This window comes from Paenibacillus pabuli NBRC 13638, assembly GCF_001514495.1.
GTDB classification, from domain to species: domain Bacteria; phylum Bacillota; class Bacilli; order Paenibacillales; family Paenibacillaceae; genus Paenibacillus; species Paenibacillus pabuli.
The window spans coordinates 1-17,489 of sequence record NZ_BCNM01000043.1 but is presented as its reverse complement, the minus strand read 5'-3'; the positions used below and the strand labels follow the sequence as shown (position 1 = coordinate 17,489).

At 47.3% G+C, this 17,489-nt stretch carries 21 protein-coding genes; 19 read left to right on the top strand and 2 right to left on the bottom strand.

Annotation, left to right across the window (positions count from 1 at the left end):
* Positions 1–1,310: O-antigen ligase family protein (locus PPA03S_RS31620; protein ID WP_167666132.1), on the top strand; the 1,310-nt coding region annotated here is incomplete at its 5' end.
* 120 nt (positions 1,311–1,430) lie between these two features.
* Here the strand turns inward: PPA03S_RS31620 and PPA03S_RS31615 are convergent.
* Positions 1,431–1,778: a hypothetical protein gene (locus PPA03S_RS31615; protein WP_062329995.1), complete on the bottom strand. Its 348-nt coding sequence runs from the start codon at positions 1,776–1,778 to the stop codon at positions 1,431–1,433.
* A 160-nt stretch (positions 1,779–1,938) separates the two neighbouring features.
* Between PPA03S_RS31615 and uptA the strand changes: the two genes are divergently transcribed.
* The 17 genes from uptA to PPA03S_RS31530 all read left to right on the top strand — a co-directional run bounded on the left by uptA (position 1,939) and on the right by PPA03S_RS31530 (position 15,625).
* A complete protein-coding gene (uptA, locus tag PPA03S_RS31610) occupies positions 1,939–2,553 on the top strand; it encodes an undecaprenyl phosphate transporter UptA (RefSeq protein WP_062329994.1) in 615 nt (204 codons plus the stop codon).
* Between the two features lie 2 nt (positions 2,554–2,555).
* Positions 2,556–3,125, top strand: a complete 570-nt coding sequence (locus tag PPA03S_RS31605; protein WP_062329993.1) for a thioredoxin family protein — start codon at positions 2,556–2,558, stop codon at positions 3,123–3,125.
* A gap of 6 nt (positions 3,126–3,131) precedes the next feature.
* A complete protein-coding gene (locus tag PPA03S_RS31600; RefSeq protein WP_062329992.1) occupies positions 3,132–3,764 on the top strand; it encodes an MBL fold metallo-hydrolase in 633 nt (210 codons plus the stop codon).
* A gap of 350 nt (positions 3,765–4,114) precedes the next feature.
* Positions 4,115–4,366: a hypothetical protein gene (locus PPA03S_RS31595; protein ID WP_157284445.1), complete on the top strand. Its 252-nt coding sequence runs from the start codon at positions 4,115–4,117 to the stop codon at positions 4,364–4,366.
* Positions 4,367–4,473: 107 nt separating this feature from the next.
* The gene (gene sigY, locus PPA03S_RS31590) at positions 4,474–5,016 is read left to right on the top strand and encodes an RNA polymerase sigma factor SigY (protein ID WP_062329990.1); all 543 of its coding nucleotides are present in this window, start codon (positions 4,474–4,476) and stop codon (positions 5,014–5,016) included.
* A complete protein-coding gene (locus PPA03S_RS31585) occupies positions 5,003–5,338 on the top strand; it encodes a YxlC family protein (protein ID WP_062329989.1) in 336 nt (111 codons plus the stop codon). The genes sigY and PPA03S_RS31585 overlap by 14 nt, the downstream gene beginning before the upstream one ends.
* Positions 5,331–5,564: a hypothetical protein gene (locus PPA03S_RS31580; RefSeq protein ID WP_062329988.1), complete on the top strand. Its 234-nt coding sequence runs from the start codon at positions 5,331–5,333 to the stop codon at positions 5,562–5,564. Before PPA03S_RS31585 ends, PPA03S_RS31580 begins: the two co-directional genes overlap by 8 nt.
* A gap of 129 nt (positions 5,565–5,693) precedes the next feature.
* Positions 5,694–6,077, top strand: a complete 384-nt coding sequence (locus tag PPA03S_RS31575; protein ID WP_024631336.1) for a hypothetical protein — start codon at positions 5,694–5,696, stop codon at positions 6,075–6,077.
* A 297-nt stretch (positions 6,078–6,374) separates the two neighbouring features.
* Positions 6,375–6,662: an Asp-tRNA(Asn)/Glu-tRNA(Gln) amidotransferase subunit GatC gene (gene gatC / locus PPA03S_RS31570; RefSeq protein WP_062329987.1), complete on the top strand. Its 288-nt coding sequence runs from the start codon at positions 6,375–6,377 to the stop codon at positions 6,660–6,662.
* Positions 6,663–6,689: 27 nt separating this feature from the next.
* A complete protein-coding gene (gene gatA, locus PPA03S_RS31565) occupies positions 6,690–8,147 on the top strand; it encodes an Asp-tRNA(Asn)/Glu-tRNA(Gln) amidotransferase subunit GatA (RefSeq protein ID WP_062329986.1) in 1,458 nt (485 codons plus the stop codon).
* A 26-nt stretch (positions 8,148–8,173) separates the two neighbouring features.
* Positions 8,174–9,613, top strand: coding sequence for an Asp-tRNA(Asn)/Glu-tRNA(Gln) amidotransferase subunit GatB (gene gatB, locus PPA03S_RS31560; protein ID WP_062329985.1), 1,440 nt, complete (start codon positions 8,174–8,176; stop codon positions 9,611–9,613).
* A gap of 125 nt (positions 9,614–9,738) precedes the next feature.
* Positions 9,739–10,203: a GNAT family N-acetyltransferase gene (locus tag PPA03S_RS31555; RefSeq protein ID WP_062329996.1), complete on the top strand. Its 465-nt coding sequence runs from the start codon at positions 9,739–9,741 to the stop codon at positions 10,201–10,203.
* Between the two features lie 78 nt (positions 10,204–10,281).
* On the top strand, positions 10,282–10,992 hold the full coding sequence (locus PPA03S_RS31550; RefSeq protein WP_062329984.1) for an MgtC/SapB family protein: 711 nt from the start codon (positions 10,282–10,284) through the stop codon (positions 10,990–10,992).
* 145 nt (positions 10,993–11,137) lie between these two features.
* Positions 11,138–11,731 carry a hypothetical protein gene (locus PPA03S_RS31545; protein ID WP_062329983.1) on the top strand — a complete coding sequence of 198 codons (594 nt, stop codon included), beginning with the start codon at positions 11,138–11,140 and terminating at the stop codon, positions 11,729–11,731.
* A gap of 26 nt (positions 11,732–11,757) precedes the next feature.
* Positions 11,758–13,158, top strand: coding sequence for a DUF4097 family beta strand repeat-containing protein (locus PPA03S_RS31540; RefSeq protein WP_062329982.1), 1,401 nt, complete (start codon positions 11,758–11,760; stop codon positions 13,156–13,158).
* Positions 13,159–13,332: 174 nt separating this feature from the next.
* Positions 13,333–13,755, top strand: a complete 423-nt coding sequence (gene perR / locus PPA03S_RS31535) for a peroxide-responsive transcriptional repressor PerR (protein ID WP_024631328.1) — start codon at positions 13,333–13,335, stop codon at positions 13,753–13,755.
* 118 nt (positions 13,756–13,873) lie between these two features.
* Positions 13,874–15,625: a glycosyl hydrolase family 18 protein gene (locus tag PPA03S_RS31530; protein WP_062329981.1), complete on the top strand. Its 1,752-nt coding sequence runs from the start codon at positions 13,874–13,876 to the stop codon at positions 15,623–15,625.
* Positions 15,626–15,743: 118 nt separating this feature from the next.
* Here the strand turns inward: PPA03S_RS31530 and PPA03S_RS31525 are convergent, their stop codons facing one another.
* The gene (locus tag PPA03S_RS31525) at positions 15,744–16,145 is read right to left on the bottom strand and encodes a YgzB family protein (protein ID WP_062329980.1); all 402 of its coding nucleotides are present in this window, start codon (positions 16,143–16,145) and stop codon (positions 15,744–15,746) included.
* A gap of 122 nt (positions 16,146–16,267) precedes the next feature.
* On the opposite strand from PPA03S_RS31525, the gene PPA03S_RS31520 reads away from it, so the two are divergent.
* Entirely contained in the window at positions 16,268–17,152 is an 885-nt protein-coding gene (locus tag PPA03S_RS31520) for a nucleotidyltransferase-like protein (RefSeq protein ID WP_062329979.1), read from the top strand.
* The last annotated feature ends 337 nt before the right edge of the window (positions 17,153–17,489 follow it).

The following is a 17,489-nucleotide window of genomic DNA, read 5'->3' as shown; positions in this document are numbered from 1 at the left end:
CACTGGCCTGCGCGGCCTGGCTTTACCGCCAGCTGGCTGCTGCCCAGCTGGCACCTGCACCCGTGCCCGGCCTGCTCGCACTGGCCGGGGCATGGGCAGCTGCGCTGCTCGGCACGCTGCTGCTGTGCCGCCTGTGGCACAGCGGCGTTCAGGCGCGCGCCGCTGCTATTACGGCCACAGGGCTGGCGGGGATTACCGCCGCCCTGCTGGCCGTGGCCTCCACCGCCGACCGCATGGCGGCTGGTGTCGGCACAGGGCTGTCCCGCCTTCAGATGTGGCAGGACGCCCTGAGGCTCTGGACCGAGGCCGCATGGCTGGGCCACGGAGGGGATACATGGCGCAGCATGTTTCGCGCCATCCAATCCTCGCCCTATGTCGGAGGCGAGGTTCATAACGGCATCCTTGATCTCGCCCTCGATACAGGCGTGATTGGTATATTACTTATCGCGGGTTGGTTTCTGTTTACCCTGCGAACCATGTGGAGGTGTGCACCTCATCTATTGCCTGTCTTTCTGGTTTTTGTACTCCATGGCGCAGTGGACTTTGACTGGAGCTTCACCTTTCTCTGGATGATGTTCATTTGGATAGGGGGCTGGGCCCATTCGTTACAACCTCGACAAAATGTCGGGGTTTACAACAAGCGCTCCCGTTTTCTCCTCCAGTTAGGTCTGTGGTCTCCACGGATACTAGCCGGAATGTTCATCTTGTTCTGGCTTGGCGGAACACCCTGGCTGGCCAGCCAGCAATGGGCCGCAGAAAACCAATATCGTCTGGCCATTTCCAAAGCTGCAGGAGGCACGGAGCAAAAGGCGCTGCTTGCTGCGGCGCATAAATTCAATTCCTACAGGGTGGATATTGCGATTTCGCTGTCACGCATGCTGCCTGTGAAAGAAGCTGAGATCCTATTGTTCAAGAGCCTGTCCCATTCCCCGGTTAACCCTCAACTCTATTTGGAGTTGGGTCAATGGGCTGCCCGGTCCGGCCTGGGAGAGCAGGCTGGGGAATATTTTGAGCGATCCATCGCCTTGAACCGTTATGATGCCTCAAGTCAGTCCCTGGCTTTGTATTGCATGGAGCACGCATCACGGCTTGAACTTGCAGCAGGATACACGGATCGGGCAAGACAGACCGCTGCTGCCGGAGTACAACTATATGATCGATATAGAGAGCTGGCTGAAGAAGTAGCAGCAGGGCAAGGGAGAAATGATCGGCGTTTTGGACTTGAAGATGAAGCATTACGTCATGGGAGTAATCTGCGCATGTTGGCTTCTGGTCCGCTTGCCTCAGATGTGACCAGACGGAGTCCATGAATATTCGACCTTACACAAGGATCAACCAGAGTAGAGCTCAAGCAAGTCTCAGCTTAGATACGACTCAGATCAGGAACATGAAGACCATTAACTTGTTGTCAACCTATCCATTACGCCAATCTACAGGCGATACCCGCCGAAAGCCTGCTGAAACGCTCCTTGCAGAGGTTCCAGCTCCACACCCCATAGAGCTGCAATCTCGGCACTGACATCGGCATTCCACCATTCGCACAACTTCTTGCGATTATCCCGATGTTCACCGATCCAGAGCAGATTGGCGATGACTTTACCATAATACAGTTCTTCTGCCTGCTTCATCAGTTCGGGCGAAATGTATACCTTTAGCTTTTTGGCAGTACGATACAGCTCCTTGCTGCATGCCCTGCGAATTCCGCGGGCCGAAGGCAGTTTCTGGCCTGGATTGTTATGTTTTACCGGGGGAGTACCGGGTGTGATTTTGGGTGACATCTTCTCACGCTCCTCTCCCGATACCATATGCGAACGGCTGCCTGCGGGACACTATCCCAAATGGGTGAAGTAGCAACGACTAGAGCCCTGTGATAAAATAGGGACGAACATCCATGGTGCGGAAGGGCACTGCCAATCAGGATGAAGAAAGAGGGTCGAGATGGACGTTATTCATAACATTGTCAATCAATTATTCGATTGGATTCAGAGCCTTGGATACTTTGGAATTATGCTTGGATTAATGCTTGAAGTTATTCCAAGTGAAATTGTATTGGCATATGGAGGTTTTCTCGTTTCACAAGGCCATATTAATTTTTTCGGTGCACTGATTTTTGGTACCGTGGGCGGTGTCATAGCCCAGCTGTTTATTTACTGGATTGGCCGTTATGGCGGAAGACCTGTTCTTGAACGTTATGGCAAATACATACTGATCCAGAAAAAGCACATCGACCATTCCGAGGAATGGTTCCGGAAGTATGGGACAGGTGTCATTTTCACGGCGCGTTTTGTTCCCGTCGTAAGACATGCCATATCGATTCCTGCGGGGATATCCAAAATGCACACGGGTCGATTTATTTTACTGACAACCCTCGCTGTTATACCTTGGTCTGCATTGTTTATATATTTAGGGATGATACTTGGAGATCAATGGCAGCATATCAACGAAAAAGCGGCACCTTATATTATGCCGATTCTGCTCGTTGCTCTGGCACTTATGATTATTTATGTACTGATTAAATGGATGAATGCTCGTAAAAAGAAGGGAAGTGTCTAGTTATGGGAAAACCAAACTTGTCTCACAAATTCGGTAAAGGCCTGCCGCCGAAAGAATTCATTGAGAGCATGACCAAGAACCAAAGCGAATTTCAGGCCAACTATGACAGCTTTGTATGGCCGAGCGAGGATGATCGTGAATTTTTTGAAAGCCTGAATCACCGCGATGATTTGCGTGTGTTAATTCTGGCTGCTGATTGGTGCGGCGATGTTGTACGTAATATTCCGGTTGTGTTTCAGGCGCTTGAGATCTCAGGAATACCGACAGAAGTTCTGATTATGGAGAACCATCCAGAAGTGATGGATGAGTTTCTGACTATGGGCGGCCGCTCCGTGCCAGTCGTCATTTTTGCAGACACAGGTGGACATGTTCTGGGTCAGTGGGGACCGCGTCCACAGCACGTACAGGAAGTAATGATTGAGTTCAAACGTCTCAATCCGGACCGTGAAGCCGCAGATTATCAGGATAATCTGGCTGTTGCACGTCAAGAGATAGGGAAACGTTATGGGGAAGGAACGGAGTCAAATGCAGCTATTATCAGTGAGCTGCGTGAACTGATTTCGGGTTACTAAGCCGATATGCTAAACATTCGTACCTTTTCATTGGGACCGCTCCAGACCAATGCGTATCTTCTGCAGGGGGATGAGCCCGGGAAAGCCGTAATCATTGACCCTGGCATGAATCCGGGCCCGCTGCTCAAAGCCATTCAGGATTTGGAGATTGAAGCCATCCTGTTGACTCACGCGCATTTTGATCATATGGGCGGTGTCGATGAGATTCGCAAATTAAAAGGCTGTCCCGTTTATTTGCATGACTTGGAGAGTGACTGGCTCACGACGCCCAAATTGAATGGTTCTTTGAACTGGCCTCAGGCTACGCCTCCGCTTTCGACAGATCCAGCTGAATATGCCATGGACGAAGGGCAGACTTTGAACTTTATTGGTCATGCGTTCAAAGTGTATCATACACCCGGACACTCACCAGGGAGTGTAAGTCTGTTATGCGGTGATGATCTGTTCGCAGGTGATGTTTTGTTTCGCATGGGGGTGGGCAGAACAGATCTTACCGGAGGTCGCGAACGGGATCTGATTGATTCCATCCAGAACAAGCTGTACACCTTCTCGGATGAGGTAAAGGTGTATCCGGGTCACGGTCCCAAAACGACAATTGGTTATGAGAAGAAGAACAATCCTTATGTGTCTGCAAGATAATCCGACAACATATGTGAAGAAAGTCTGGACAAGCGACAACTTTTTCATTAGAATAGCAATTAGTTGTTACAAGCATTAAATCACCATCTAACTGAAGCAGTGAAAAGAAACACCCTAACTTGCGAAGCACGCAGACTGTGGTCTATACCCGGTTTGCGTTCTTTTTTTTGTTTTCAGGTCTTTTTATCGGAGTTTTACCCCATTCCACCATACATACAGATCCATGACAGCAATCTACAACAGATCATTCCATTTCATTTAGCAAGTTGCCGTATGAGCAGCTGTAAGCTGAAAATAGCGGGAAAGAATGAATAAGGACACATTAGCTTAATGAGAGCGAGGAATTAGAAGTGGAGAAAAAGCGAGTGATCCAGTTGGGACAACGGGCCGAACATCTAATCAGCGAAGAATACCGTCGAATAACAGAAAGTAACAGAAGGGAAGCCACTATCCAGCCTTCTCAACTACATAACTACATGAATAATGAGATGAATCAAATGAAGGATCAACAGCAGAATATATGGAGAAGTCGTATATTTAGCAGCGGAGCCCACAACCAACGGTGGTTCGACAAACTGCAAGATTACCGGAATGAAGTCTGATTGCCCGGGAAATTGTCGGCGTCAGATTTTTTTCTACCCGTATTGAACGTTTCTGCAGAGCCTGTCGTAATAACATTAGACTGAACGGAAAGCAGGTGATGATCCAGATGAAGGCAGCCGAACTGGAAGAGGTACAGAGAGCGATACAGGGAGATGATAGTGCACTGGCAGAACTGCTTCAGCGTCACTACGCTTTTGTATATAAGTATCTTGTCAAAGTAACGATGGACCCTAATGTTGCGGAGGAGACGGTACAGGATACGATGATTCGGTGTATGGAGAATATTCACAGGTATGACGGTTCGTCTGCCTTTTCCTCATGGATGATTACGATTGCCACCCGTATATACATTGACAAGACAAGACGCAGGAGAAGAGAACAGATTTGGCTGGAAGCAATTCGTAATCAGGCTGTACGAAAGTTGCGTTGGCAATTTGAGAGTCGAAATGAAGAATGGACAGATGTGATGGATGCCATGACTAGGTTAACACCAGAACATCGTATTGCTGTACTTCTGAAGCATTACTATGGCTATGGATATGATGAAATAGGACAAATGCTGGGGATTCCATCCGGAACGGCTAAATCAAGAACGGCGTATGGTCTTCGTCAATTGAGAAAGGAGCTGGATGAACATGAGCAGATCTGATGAACATGATGAACAAGAGATCGTGGCACAGATGCAGCAACAGATGAGAGTGCTGGATGATGCGTATGAACCTGTAAATATCCCCTCATTAGCTTCACTTGAAGCCCAAGTCAGGGAACGACGGCAAGTTAGAAAAAGAGCTAATCGAATTGAAATGATCATGTTCTGGATTGTTGGCCTGTTCGTTATCACTTGTGGTGTGCTGCTATTCCATTCTGCGCCGGCTCTATATTTGGGTATTCAGGCGCTCAGTCTGGGAGCGGCGATTGCCGTGGTAGCCATCTGGACAGGAAGACGCCGGAAGGAGACCCGCCATGAATGATCTGCACTATTCATTGAATGAGATTCCTCTCGTATGGATGATATGGATTGCCCTTCTTTTGCTGATTCAAGGAACGTGGATTTTTCAGGATGCAAGGAAACGTGGCCGTTTTCCCTGGTTGTGGGGATTATGGGGGATCACTGGATTTCCGACACCATTAATCGTATATTGGTTCATTGTGGTGCGAGTAGACCGCAAGCCCCCTAAGCAAACATCGGGTAAATGATAGAATTTACGGAATGAAAAAAAGATTTTGCACAAATGTTTTGTTTAATTCTAGTAATCGTAGACATCGCTATTCTTTTCTAGTAGACTATACAAATAATAAAAAGATAGACTACCAGGAGGTTAGACGATGCTGCGATTAGGAGAGAAGGTTGTCATCGTCGCGGATGCGTTTGAGCAGAATCTTCCTGTGGGGGAATATGGTTTCATCATCGCTTATGACCGGAATCCGGACAATGCGTTCGATTACGTGCTTCGAGTGCCGCAGGTGAATCGGAATTTTTTTGTTCCATCCGGCGACGTCGATCTAGAAGAGGTTCTGCTGAAGCAGGAAGCTGAGCGGGTCGAGCGAGAAGCGTTGATAGATTACGCCCTTGCGACACACAATGAGAAACTGTTTCATCATCTGATGAACGGAGATTTTCAAGCTGTGGAAGAGGAAGAGGAAACCGCGAACGATGTTATGTCACAGGCGGATTTTATAAAGCAGGTTAACCTGCGTGCATGGATTTAGAATGTTTAGAGTCGGCTGATGCCGGCTCTTTTTTGATCAGATCAGAATAAATGAACTTTAAAGTTGCCGTTATCCTATGACGGGAAAAATTGCTGGATACATTCGAAAACATGCGTCAAAGGAAGACTCCACCATTGTGGGGTATTTTGCATATTCGGTAAGTCAGGGGCTTTGCATTGAATTGTCGAACTATCTCACCTATAATGAAAAAAGTTATCTTGGGACTTTAGCCCGTTAAACGAGCGATTCGTTTCAGGCGGTTTCGGGAATTAGAACGAATGAAGGAGGCATCCGGAGATGAGTATTTCGAATAATGACGTTCAGCATGTGGCCAAGCTGGCCCGGCTCAATTTGACTGCTGAAGAAGAACAGACCCTGACTGGTCAGCTGAACGCGATTTTAAAATATGCTGAGAAGCTGAACGAGCTGGACACCGATGACATCGAACCAACCACTCACGTTCTGCACGTTAGCAATGTGATGCGTGATGATGAGACCAAGGAAAGTTTGTCCATTGAACAGGTGATGCACAATGCACCGGAAGAAGAAGACGGGCAGTTCAAAGTGCCTGCTGTAATGGAATAACGGATAACCGGAAGGAGGAAGAAAACCGTGAGTTTATTTGAACAATCGTTGCCGGAGATACATAACAAGCTGCACGCGAAGGAGTTATCGGTTAGCGATCTGGTGGATCAGGCATATCAGAATATTGGTGCGCATGATGAGAAGGTTAAGGCGTATCTGGCATTGGATGAGGAACAGGCACGTATGCGTGCACGTCAGTTGGATGATCGACTCGTCAGTGGCGAGGAGAAAGGTTTGCTTTTTGGCCTGCCTGTCGGCATTAAGGATAACATCGTTACGAACGGATTGCGTACAACGTGCGGCAGCCAGTTTCTGCGCAACTTCGACCCGGTATATGATGCAACCGTTGTCGAGAAGCTGAAAGCGGCGGATACTGTAACGATCGGTAAACTGAATATGGACGAATTCGCCATGGGCGGCTCGAATGAAAATTCAAGTTTCTATCCTGTACGTAACCCATGGGCACTGGACCGTGTTCCCGGCGGCTCCAGCGGTGGATCTGCGGCAGCTGTTGCAGCCGGAGAAGCTTATTTCACATTGGGATCAGATACAGGGGGTTCCATCAGACAGCCAGCATCCTACTGCGGCGTTGTCGGTTTGAAACCAACCTATGGGCTCGTTTCCCGCTTTGGTTTGGTTGCATTCGCTTCCTCCCTGGATCAGATTGGACCTTTGACGAAAAATGTTGAGGATTCTGCCTATGTGCTGCAAGCCATTGCTGGTTATGACGCCAAAGATTCGACATCTGCGAAAGTGGATATCCCGGATTATTTGAGCGGATTGACAGGAGATGTCAAAGGGCTTCGCATTGCTGTTCCGAAGGAATACATTGGTGAAGGCGTTGATCCTCAAGTTAAAGAAACCGTCCTGTCCGCACTGAAAGTCCTTGAAGGACTCGGTGCAACATGGGAAGAGGTATCCCTTCCGCATACCGAATATGCGGTGGCTACGTATTATCTGCTCGCTTCCTCGGAGGCTTCGTCGAACCTGGCTCGTTTCGACGGCGTGCGTTATGGTGTTCGTGCAGACAACCCGGAAAATTTGCTGGATCTGTATCACCAGTCCCGCAGTCAAGGTTTTGGTCCCGAAGTGAAACGACGCATCATGCTTGGAACCTATGCACTCAGCTCGGGTTACTATGATGCGTATTATTTGAAAGCTCAGAAAGTGCGTACGTTGATCAAACAGGATTTCGACGACGTATTTGCTAAATATGATGTCATTATTGGGCCTACTGCGCCAACAACGGCGTTCAAACTCGGTTCCCAGGTTGATGATCCGCTTACCATGTATCTCAACGACATTCTGACCATCCCGGTCAGCCTGGCTGGTGTTCCTGCAGTCAGCATCCCTTGCGGATTCTCGGATGGCCTGCCTGTCGGCATGCAAATCATTGGTAAAGCTTTTGATGAAACGACCGTACTGCGCGTAGCGCATGCGTTTGAACAAAATACAGAATTTCACAAGCAGCGTCCGCAGCTGTAGACTGCCCGGAACGGAGGAATATAGAAATGTCTGCATCTAAATATGAAACGGTTGTTGGACTTGAAGTCCATGTGGAGTTGCATACAAACTCCAAAATTTTCTGTGGCTGCTCCACCGCTTTTGGAGCTCCGCCGAACACGCACACTTGCCCGGTCTGTCTGGGACATCCTGGTGTATTGCCAGTACTGAATCGTCAAGCTGTAGATTACGCGATGAAAGCAGCGATGGCCCTTAACTGCACCATTGCGGATGTCAGCAAGTTTGACCGGAAAAACTACTTCTACCCCGATTCTCCGAAAGCTTATCAAATCTCGCAATTTGATCAACCGATCGGTGAGAACGGCTGGATCGATATCGAAGTCAACGGTGAAACGAAGCGAATCGGCATAACTCGTCTTCATCTGGAAGAAGATGCAGGTAAGCTCACCCACGTTGATGGCGGTTATGCTTCATTGGTCGATTTCAACCGTGTCGGTACTCCGCTGGTGGAAATTGTGTCTGAACCAGAGATTTCTTCTCCGGAAGAAGCTCGTGCATATCTGGAGAAATTGCGTGCCATCATGCAATACTGTGATGTATCTGACGTGAAGATGGAAGAAGGCTCACTGCGTTGTGATGCAAACATCAGCTTGCGTCCGCATGGACAGGAGAAGTTGGGGACGAGAGCCGAGCTGAAAAATATGAACTCCTTCCGAGGCGTTCAGCGTGGTCTGGAGTATGAGCAGTATCGCCAAGCTGAAATTTTGGACGACGGCGGTGAAGTCGTTCAGGAAACTCGTCGCTGGGATGAGGCTCAAGGAAAAACACTGTCCATGCGTGGTAAAGAACAGGCGCATGACTATCGTTATTTCCCGGACCCGGATCTGGTGAAGCTGCATATCGATGCAGACTGGAAGGAACGGATCAGAGCCTCCATACCGGAGCTTCCAGACGAGCGTAAAGCCCGTTATACTGCGGATTATGGATTGCCTAGTTATGACGCGGCGGTTATCACTTCTTCCAAAGCTGTAGCGGATCTTTTTGAAGACAGTCTGAAATACACCAAGGATGCGAAAGCCGTATCCAACTGGATCATGGGCGATTTGCTGGGTTACCTGAACACCAGCAACCTGGAAGTAACTCAGGTACCGCTGACAGGTCAAGGTTTGGGTGAGATGATTGGACTGCTGGAGAAAGGCACGATTAACAGCAAGATTGCTAAGACCGTATTTAAGGAAATGCTGGAGAGCGGCAAGCTTCCACAGCAGATCGTTGAAGAAAAGGGTCTGGTGCAAATCAGCGATGAGGGTGCCATTCTCGCCATCGTGGAGCAGGTTGTTGCGAACAACCCGCAATCGGTAGAAGATTATAAGGCTGGTAAACAGAAGGCCATTGGATTCCTTGTTGGTCAAGTCATGAAAGAAAGTAAAGGTAAAGCCAACCCGGCTCTTGCCAATCAACTGCTTGCAGATGTACTGAACCGCTAATCCATCCGGTGAGGCCGGACAGAAAGAGGCTCGTCCCTGTGACAGCCTCTTTTTGCATGATGGAGCGCACATGGAAGCTATTATCCTGAATTCACTTTTTAACCACAAGGAAACGGGGGATGGATATGACCATTGAATCATTGCCGTTAAGTGATCTGGAGAAGCTGGGACAATTATGGAGGCTTCAACATATGGCCTATCGATTGGAAGCAGAGATCATCGGATTTCAGGACATTCCACCATTAATGGATACGATGGAAACACTGCGCAATTGCGGGGAGACCTTTTATGGTTATATCGATGAAGACGGCGAACTGATCGGTGCTGTCGCAGTAGCAGAGGAAGAAACGAATACACTGACCATTACACGAATGATGGTGCACCCGGAGCATTTTCGCAAGGGGATTGCTGCTTCTTTGATGGTGCATGTGTTCGAACAGCATCCAGATTTTCCGCGTTATATCGTTTCCACGGGTACCTTGAATCAGCCTGCTGTGAAATTGTATACGAAATTCGGTTTCAAACCCGTAGAGGTCATGCAGATTGCACCTGGTGTGGAATTAACAACATTTCATAGAAATTTAGATTGAAGCAGCTTTAGGGTATTATGAAATGTTTTCGAGAATAAAGATGAATGATGTGAACAACTTGGAGGAGGAATACCGGCTTTGGGTAATCCCTGGTTTATCGATGAGTGGCATATTTTACTGCGATTATTGCTGGCTATGCTGCTTGGAGGGCTTGTAGGTCTGGAGAGGGAGCGTTCGAATCATGCAGCTGGCCTGCGTACTCATATTTTGGTATGTCTTGGTTCTGCACTGATTATGATGTTATCTATTTATGGTTTTAAAGATTTTGCCAATGAATTAAATGTGAGGATTGATCCAGCTCGTCTGGCTACAGCTGTGATTACCGGTGTTGGTTTTCTGGGTGCGGGTACGATTCTCTTTACCGGAAAGTCCATTACAGGACTGACCACTGCAGCTTCCATCTGGGTTGTCGCAGCGATCGGGCTGGCAGCAGGCGCAGGGTTCTTTTTTGCCTCGATCGTCTCAACCGTTCTGGTACTGCTGAATCTCTGGGTGTTCAACAAACTGGAACTAAGGTATATCCGCGGGAACAAACTGCATGTCGTTACACTGCATACCTTGTCCGAACCCGGATTTCTGGAACAGGTATCTTCATTTATGGAGCAGGAAAAGATCAGAATCCGTAAAATTACAGTAAATGAGCAAGATTTGGCGTACGCAGAGTTGGTATCCGTTGAACGTAAAGTTGAAATCGTTCTGCATGTTTATATGCCGCATGAGTTCAGTACGGTACAGCTCGTATCCAAACTAAGGCAGTGGGAGCATGTAACCAAAGTATCGATTGAATAGATGAATGCAACCCTCTGAGGACTTTGGTGCGGAGGGTTTTTGCTCATATCCATATTTCTTCCAGTTACTCTTGCCGTTCTTTAGGGTAACATCTAACCAAATGCTTAAAGAACGGGAACGTCAGTCAAGAAGAAAGGAGTATGTCATGAAACGGAAACGTCAGTCGACCAATAAACCGGGAGGAACGAAGGTTAAGCCTGTTCGAAACCGGACTCACAAATTTATTGCGGGGCTGCTCAGTGCGGTTATTCCGGGCCTCGGCCATATTTATCTCCGTTTGTACATGAGAGGACTGACCTTCATGCTGCTTGTACTTCTGGACTTGTCAGCGCTCTTGTACTTTTCAACGATTGGAATACAGATTAATGTACCTCTGCTTATCCTGTTGGCCTTGTTTATCCCGATGATTTACTTCTACAATGTGTTCGATGTATTACAATCTGCGGACTGGGTAATGATGCGCAGGCGAAGAGCGATTACCCACGGCAATTTGGACAAGCCAACGCCTAATGAACGCACTGTTGGTGAAGCCATGATGGCTTGGGAGAAAGGCATTTCGTTTGGATTGCTTCTCATAGTCGGCGGATCGCTAATGATATTATTTTTCCGCAAACCGCGTTGGTTTAAGGAGTTGCTCGCGATGTATGGCGGATACACATTTGCTGTTTTGATGATTACAGGAGGGTTACTGCTTTTCGGACGCGAGATCTGGGTTATGTTGCGCAAGAAGAAAATCTAGTGTGAACGATTCGAGGAGGGAAAGCGATGAACCGTAAAGTCCGGGTTGGCCGCTATACGGCTGCCGCCTTAATCGTAGCGGTCGGTGTGCTGTTGATTTTGGATAAACGGTGGGGAACGGACTATGTATATGAGATGGTCGATTGGTGGCCGCTCTTGCTCATTGTGTTAGGTGTGGAATACATACTGTTGTTCTTAGTGACACGAAGAAGAGGAAGAGGAGTTTCAGACAACCAAGGTGAAAAAAGTAAAATACGTTTCAGACCTGATGCCAAAGGCATCCTGGCTTCTCTTGTTCTGGCTGCATCGGTATTTATCGTTACCGAACAGGACCACTACATGCATTTATGGAACCGAGTAAGTCTAAATCTGGGCGCGGCGTCCATGGACTATAGTCAGGCTGCGGGATACATGGAGGATAAGGGGACGATTCGGGTTCCTGTAGGTATGGATACCTCGGATATTGTGTTTGAGGGAGTGAACGGCGATATCTCGGTACAGCGCGGGGACACCGAAGAAATTGAAGTACGCACAGTCGTTTGGGTTGACCAGACAACGGAAGTCCAGGCCAAAGCAGTCGCGGATGCTTCTTTTGTAGAGGCGGATGGTACTAAAGTGATTCATATCAAGGCGACAGGCAAAACATATGGAGAGAACGAGAAAACACAGCCGCGTATGAACATTACCATCACGATTCCGGATGATCGCCGTTTCAATCTGGATCTTCGAACGTCCAATGGAGCCATTCTGCTGAATCGTCCGGAAGCCATTAGTACGATTTTTGCGGAGACCGGGAATGGACGTATACGAATTACGAACGCTGTAGGAGATATCTCGGGGAAAACGTTAAATGGTGATGTTATTGTGGCGAATGCGATCGGGAATGTGGATCTGGACAGTAACCGGGGAGACATGAAAGCCCGTGGCATTTCAGGAAATGTGGACCTCACAACACAAGTCGGAAGCATCAACATATCAGACTCCGTTGGAGAGATTACAGCAGAGACACGGAATGGGAATATTAATGTGGATGGTGCCAGTTTGGCGGTCAAAGCCCAATCTCTTAATGGCAGTATCAGCATTATATCGGCCAAAGTAGGCGGAGACTGGGATGTATATAGCGCTGTAGGAGCAATCAACATTTTGCTTCCCGAACGGGGCGATTACAGCCTGAGTGGTTCCAGCAGTTATGGAGATCTACGAACAGACCTGCCGTTTAAAGTGCAGAATAAAACGATTGAGGGCCAGCTTGGTGAAGGAGAATATACAGTTAAAGTTGAGGGTAATAGTGATCTTGCGATCGATCGGAACCCGGCTGTACCTTCGACCAATGTAGTTACACCCAATTCAGAAGATACGAGTGATAACCTGGAACAGATGAACGAAGACGGACAAAATTCCCAGGACAATACGTCCGAAGTTCCCTGAATGGCGCGTTGACAATAAACTTGCAATCGCCGTACAATAAATATAAAATGGCAAGGTTACATGGCAGGAAAGTTGTAATGCCATTGTTTCAGCCGAAGATCAACTCAGAATGAAGAGGCAAAGTGGTCATCTGTTTTGTCTTTGAAGAGAATGAAAGGTAAGGCGGTGGGTTTTATGGCAACACGTGTCCAACATGCGTTGGAGCATCTGAAAACGACCGGTGTCCGTATTACACCCCAGCGTCATGCCATATTGAACTATCTGATGGAATCCATGGGGCATCCAACAGCCGATGAAATTTACCGTGCGCTTGAACCCCAGTTTCCCAGTATGAGCGTGGCGACTGTATATAACAATTTGAAGATGTTTCTAGAAGCCGGCATGGTTCGGGAATTGACATACGGAGATAACTCAAGCCGCTTCGATGCCAATGTGACGGATCATTACCATGTTATTTGTGATAAATGCGGCAAAATTGAAGACTTCAGCTACCCCTCGTTAAAGAGTGTAGAACTTCAGGCAGAGTCAAGTACTGGATTTGAAGTGCATGGGCACCGATTGGAAGTATATGGTGTTTGTAAAAGTTGCAGGGATTAAGAGAGTTGATTTACAATATTAACGTGCAGAATTCAATATGGATTCTTCACGTTTTTTTATTTTATATGATGATAGAATAGAATGCATGGTCAGCAGGATACACATTTCATGGTTCAGCATGATTAACGGAGGTAGACGTTTGAGTAGAAAAAACAGATATACACGCCAGAAGCGGCGCTCGTTCTGGCCTGGATTTTTGGGTGCCTGTGTTGTTGCAGGTGTTGCTTATTGGCTAATAACGAATGTTTGGCTTAATCAGATTCACGAGGACCCTGATTGGATCGGGATGAATCAACCTATTTTTGTGGACGGACAGCGGATGGATGGTGAGGCTTCAGGGACGGGAGATCAGCTCAAGCTGCCTGTAACGGTGCTGCAAGAGGCGATTGATTCCGGAATACGTTATGAAGCAGACACTGGGGATATCATTATCGCAACCCCGCAGCGAGTGCTCCATATGAAGGAAGGCAGTACGAAAGCGGAACTTAATCATCGGGATTATCCCATGACAGTTAAACCTGAGGTGATAGGGGGAGAAGCCTATATTCCACTTAAACCTCTGAAAGAAGTATACGGCATCGTTACACAGGAAGATGCTACAACGGGTGCAGTACTGCTGATGCGCGGAGGAGATACTATTCAGTATGCAGAGATTGATACCCTGTCTTCAAAGGCAGAACAAACGATCCCGTTATACAAGCGCGGTGGAGAATCCTCCCCTATCATTGCCGACATGGAGCAGGACACACGTGTAAGGGTATGGAAAACGGGGGATGACCAGAGCTTTGTGCAGTTGGATAATGGTTATGCCGGATACGTGGATAATAAATATGTGACCCTTACGGAGAAAAAAGAGCTGGACAAGCCAAAATTCACTTTGACCGCAGCGGAGAAGAAGTGGCAGAATAAACCCGTGAATCTGGTTTGGGAAGCGGTATATAATCGGCAGCCTGATGTGGGTTCGATCGACAAAATGCCTGGAGTCAATGTGGTCAGTCCTACGTGGTTCCATATAACAGATGGACAAGGCAATGTAAAAAGCAAGGGAGATAAAGCGTATGTCAACTGGGCTCACCATTCCGGCATGGAAGTGTGGGGACTGATGGATAACAGCTTTGACCCGGATATCACGAAAGAAGCTGTGGCTTCTTACAAGACGCGTACGCATATTATTGAACAGATGCTGGAATACGCCAAAACGTATCAATTGGATGGCATTAATATTGATTTTGAGAACGTCTATACAGACGATGGACCGAATATCACTCAATTTGTACGTGAAATTAAAGCAATGGCGCGTATTCATGGTTTGATGGTTTCGGTGGATGTAACTCCAAAATCGAACAGTGAGATGTGGTCTGCTTTCCTGGATCGTCGCTCGCTGGGGTCTTTTGCCGATTATATTGTCGTTATGGCGTATGACGAGCACTGGGCCGCAAGTCCAAAAGCCGGTTCGGTTGCCTCACTTCCGTGGACCGAGTCTTCAATGAGACGGATCTTGGATGAGGATGAAGTCCCATCGAACAAATTGATTATGGCTGTGCCGCTGTATACTCGAATCTGGACAGAAGAGACCAATGATCAGGGAGAAGTGAAAGTGTCTTCCAAAGCGGTAGGCATGAACACCATTGCAGAACTGATCAAAGAGAAGAAACTCAAACCTGTCTTGGATAAAGCAAGCGGGCAGAATTATGTGGAATATGCCGAGGATGGAGCCACCAAGAAAATTTGGATAGAAGATGCTGTTTCGCTTCAGGCTCGTGTTGATTTGATTGCTTCCTTGAAATTGGGCGGTGTAGCTGCCTGGAATCGGAGCTTTGCCAATGCTTCTGCCTGGAATACGCTGAAACAGACAGGATATCAGAAATAAGCATAAACAATTCTTTTATGAACTTATATCTAACTAAATTACGTTTTAAAACATGACAAAAGGTCCGGTGCAATTACCGGACCTTTTTGCTGTCTTTATGCTCTGTAGATAAGAATATCTAGCTGTTGGAACTCACACCATGCTCTGTTTCAGAGGAGGAGGGAGTGGAATGCGCTTTCAGTTGTGGACTGGTTGTGTTGGCCTGATTCGGGTCCAGGGTGAGGATGGTATGACAGAACATACAACGATCCGTCTTGCCGAGCATCTTGGTTAACTTGCCGCACTCTGGACAGTCCACTTGTACTGCGCTTGTGGAGAGCATCCCGGCCCAGAAATAAATGGCCAGACTGGCCATCATGGCAACCAGTCCAATGACAAGTCCCACAGCAGCAAATACTTTGCCTGCATGTCCCCAGAACACAATACCGGCAGTTCCTAGTACCATTAGGCCCATGCCCAGCATGGTAAGCAGGAGTCCCCAAGTGCGAAAAGCATTAATTTTTGCTGATTTGAAAATCATGAAAAATGCTCCTATCGTATGAGTAGTATTGGACCTGGAAAAGAAGGAAACTTCAGTCTGCATGTAGAATTACATTATAACTGACTTGGCGCTTATCTGCCATGAATTGTATGGAGGGAATCGTGGAACTAAAGAACCTTGCTTTTTTGTCCGAACAGTCGGAAGAGACAGGGGCAGTTGGGGCTATCGCTTATTCCCATCCGGGAGATCGATTCCACGGCTCCCTAATCCAGGATTTTGAATTACTCGTATTGGTTGTGCATAATACCGACCAACGGATATCATCCAAGGTCGGACACTACAAATATGGTGATTTTCGTTATCAAATGATCTATGTAAGTCGTAATGAGCTGCAGCACAGTGTAATCACAGGAGATAGTAATAACATTTTACAGTGTCTAATTGAAGGTGAGATTATCTGGGAAGCGGATAGCGCCTTAAGCAATCTGCGAGGAGAACTATCTGTTTTTGGGTCCACTTTGCGTGAGCAGAAACTGCTGCATGAATTCGCCAGTTTCTTGAGAATGTATGTAGAGGCCAAACGCTACATTCAAGAGGGACATGTTGTAGATGCTTATTATAATGTTCTTGAGGCACTGGGTAACTGGGCGAGAATCGTGCTGATTGAACAGGGGATATACCCGGATCATGCGGTATGGACCCATGTTCAGAGTTTGGATCGTGCCTTATGGAAGCTCTATCAGGAACTTACGGTAAGCTCAGAGACGCTGGAGCAAAGAGTCGAGCTCGTACTTCTTGCCTGCGAATTCTCAGTGATGTCCAAAATGAGTGATTGCTCCGGATTGCTCCTCCGAGTGTTAGGAAGCCGGAGGGAACCGTGGAGCATGGATGAGCTCGTTCATCACTCCCAGTTAAGATTTGTACGGGAAGATCTACCGCTTATCCTTCGTAAGCTGGTGTTTCGTTCTATAGTAAAAGAATCGGCAGGATGGCCATCCTTTCTTGGAGGAGATGGACGGGAGATCCGTTATTGGATTGAGACGTAAGCCGTCCTGAAGTATGCCATTGTATTGCTTGAAAGAGGGAGGGGAAACCTTCCTTTTTTGTTTGTCTAATAATTTATTAAAAAATGTTGACTCTGACTTGAGATATATGATACATTATATTTCGTTCCTCAAACGAGCTAGTCGCCAACAAACGATAAATTCTGCAGAGGGAAAGTGAAGAACTGAAAGCTTCAATAAAAGAAATTCAAAAAAAGTTCTTGACGAAAACAAATGAAGTATGATATATTATAAAAGTCGCCGCTGAAAATACGGTGACGCGAAGAACAGCAACAAATTGAATGCTTGATCTTTGAAAACTGAACAACGAGTGAGTAAT

What these genes read in the sequence shown, in the direction of transcription:
- PPA03S_RS31525 (WP_062329980.1), bottom strand. Translation starts at nt 16,145, where the DNA reads ATGATTTTCAAATCAGCAAAAATTAATGCTTTTCGCACTTGGGGACTC.
- PPA03S_RS31580 (WP_062329988.1), top strand. Translation starts at nt 5,331, where the DNA reads ATGAATGATCTGCACTATTCATTGAATGAGATTCCTCTCGTATGGATG.
- PPA03S_RS31540 (WP_062329982.1), top strand. Translation starts at nt 11,758, where the DNA reads ATGAACCGTAAAGTCCGGGTTGGCCGCTATACGGCTGCCGCCTTAATC.
- sigY (WP_062329990.1), top strand. Translation starts at nt 4,474, where the DNA reads ATGAAGGCAGCCGAACTGGAAGAGGTACAGAGAGCGATACAGGGAGAT.
- PPA03S_RS31585 (WP_062329989.1), top strand. Translation starts at nt 5,003, where the DNA reads ATGAGCAGATCTGATGAACATGATGAACAAGAGATCGTGGCACAGATG.
- gatC (WP_062329987.1), top strand. Translation starts at nt 6,375, where the DNA reads ATGAGTATTTCGAATAATGACGTTCAGCATGTGGCCAAGCTGGCCCGG.
- PPA03S_RS31615 (WP_062329995.1), bottom strand. Translation starts at nt 1,778, where the DNA reads ATGTCACCCAAAATCACACCCGGTACTCCCCCGGTAAAACATAACAAT.
- PPA03S_RS31605 (WP_062329993.1), top strand. Translation starts at nt 2,556, where the DNA reads ATGGGAAAACCAAACTTGTCTCACAAATTCGGTAAAGGCCTGCCGCCG.
- PPA03S_RS31575 (WP_024631336.1), top strand. Translation starts at nt 5,694, where the DNA reads ATGCTGCGATTAGGAGAGAAGGTTGTCATCGTCGCGGATGCGTTTGAG.
- uptA (WP_062329994.1), top strand. Translation starts at nt 1,939, where the DNA reads ATGGACGTTATTCATAACATTGTCAATCAATTATTCGATTGGATTCAG.
- perR (WP_024631328.1), top strand. Translation starts at nt 13,333, where the DNA reads ATGGCAACACGTGTCCAACATGCGTTGGAGCATCTGAAAACGACCGGT.
- PPA03S_RS31530 (WP_062329981.1), top strand. Translation starts at nt 13,874, where the DNA reads ATGATTAACGGAGGTAGACGTTTGAGTAGAAAAAACAGATATACACGC.
- gatB (WP_062329985.1), top strand. Translation starts at nt 8,174, where the DNA reads ATGTCTGCATCTAAATATGAAACGGTTGTTGGACTTGAAGTCCATGTG.
- PPA03S_RS31545 (WP_062329983.1), top strand. Translation starts at nt 11,138, where the DNA reads ATGAAACGGAAACGTCAGTCGACCAATAAACCGGGAGGAACGAAGGTT.
- PPA03S_RS31600 (WP_062329992.1), top strand. Translation starts at nt 3,132, where the DNA reads ATGCTAAACATTCGTACCTTTTCATTGGGACCGCTCCAGACCAATGCG.
- PPA03S_RS31555 (WP_062329996.1), top strand. Translation starts at nt 9,739, where the DNA reads ATGACCATTGAATCATTGCCGTTAAGTGATCTGGAGAAGCTGGGACAA.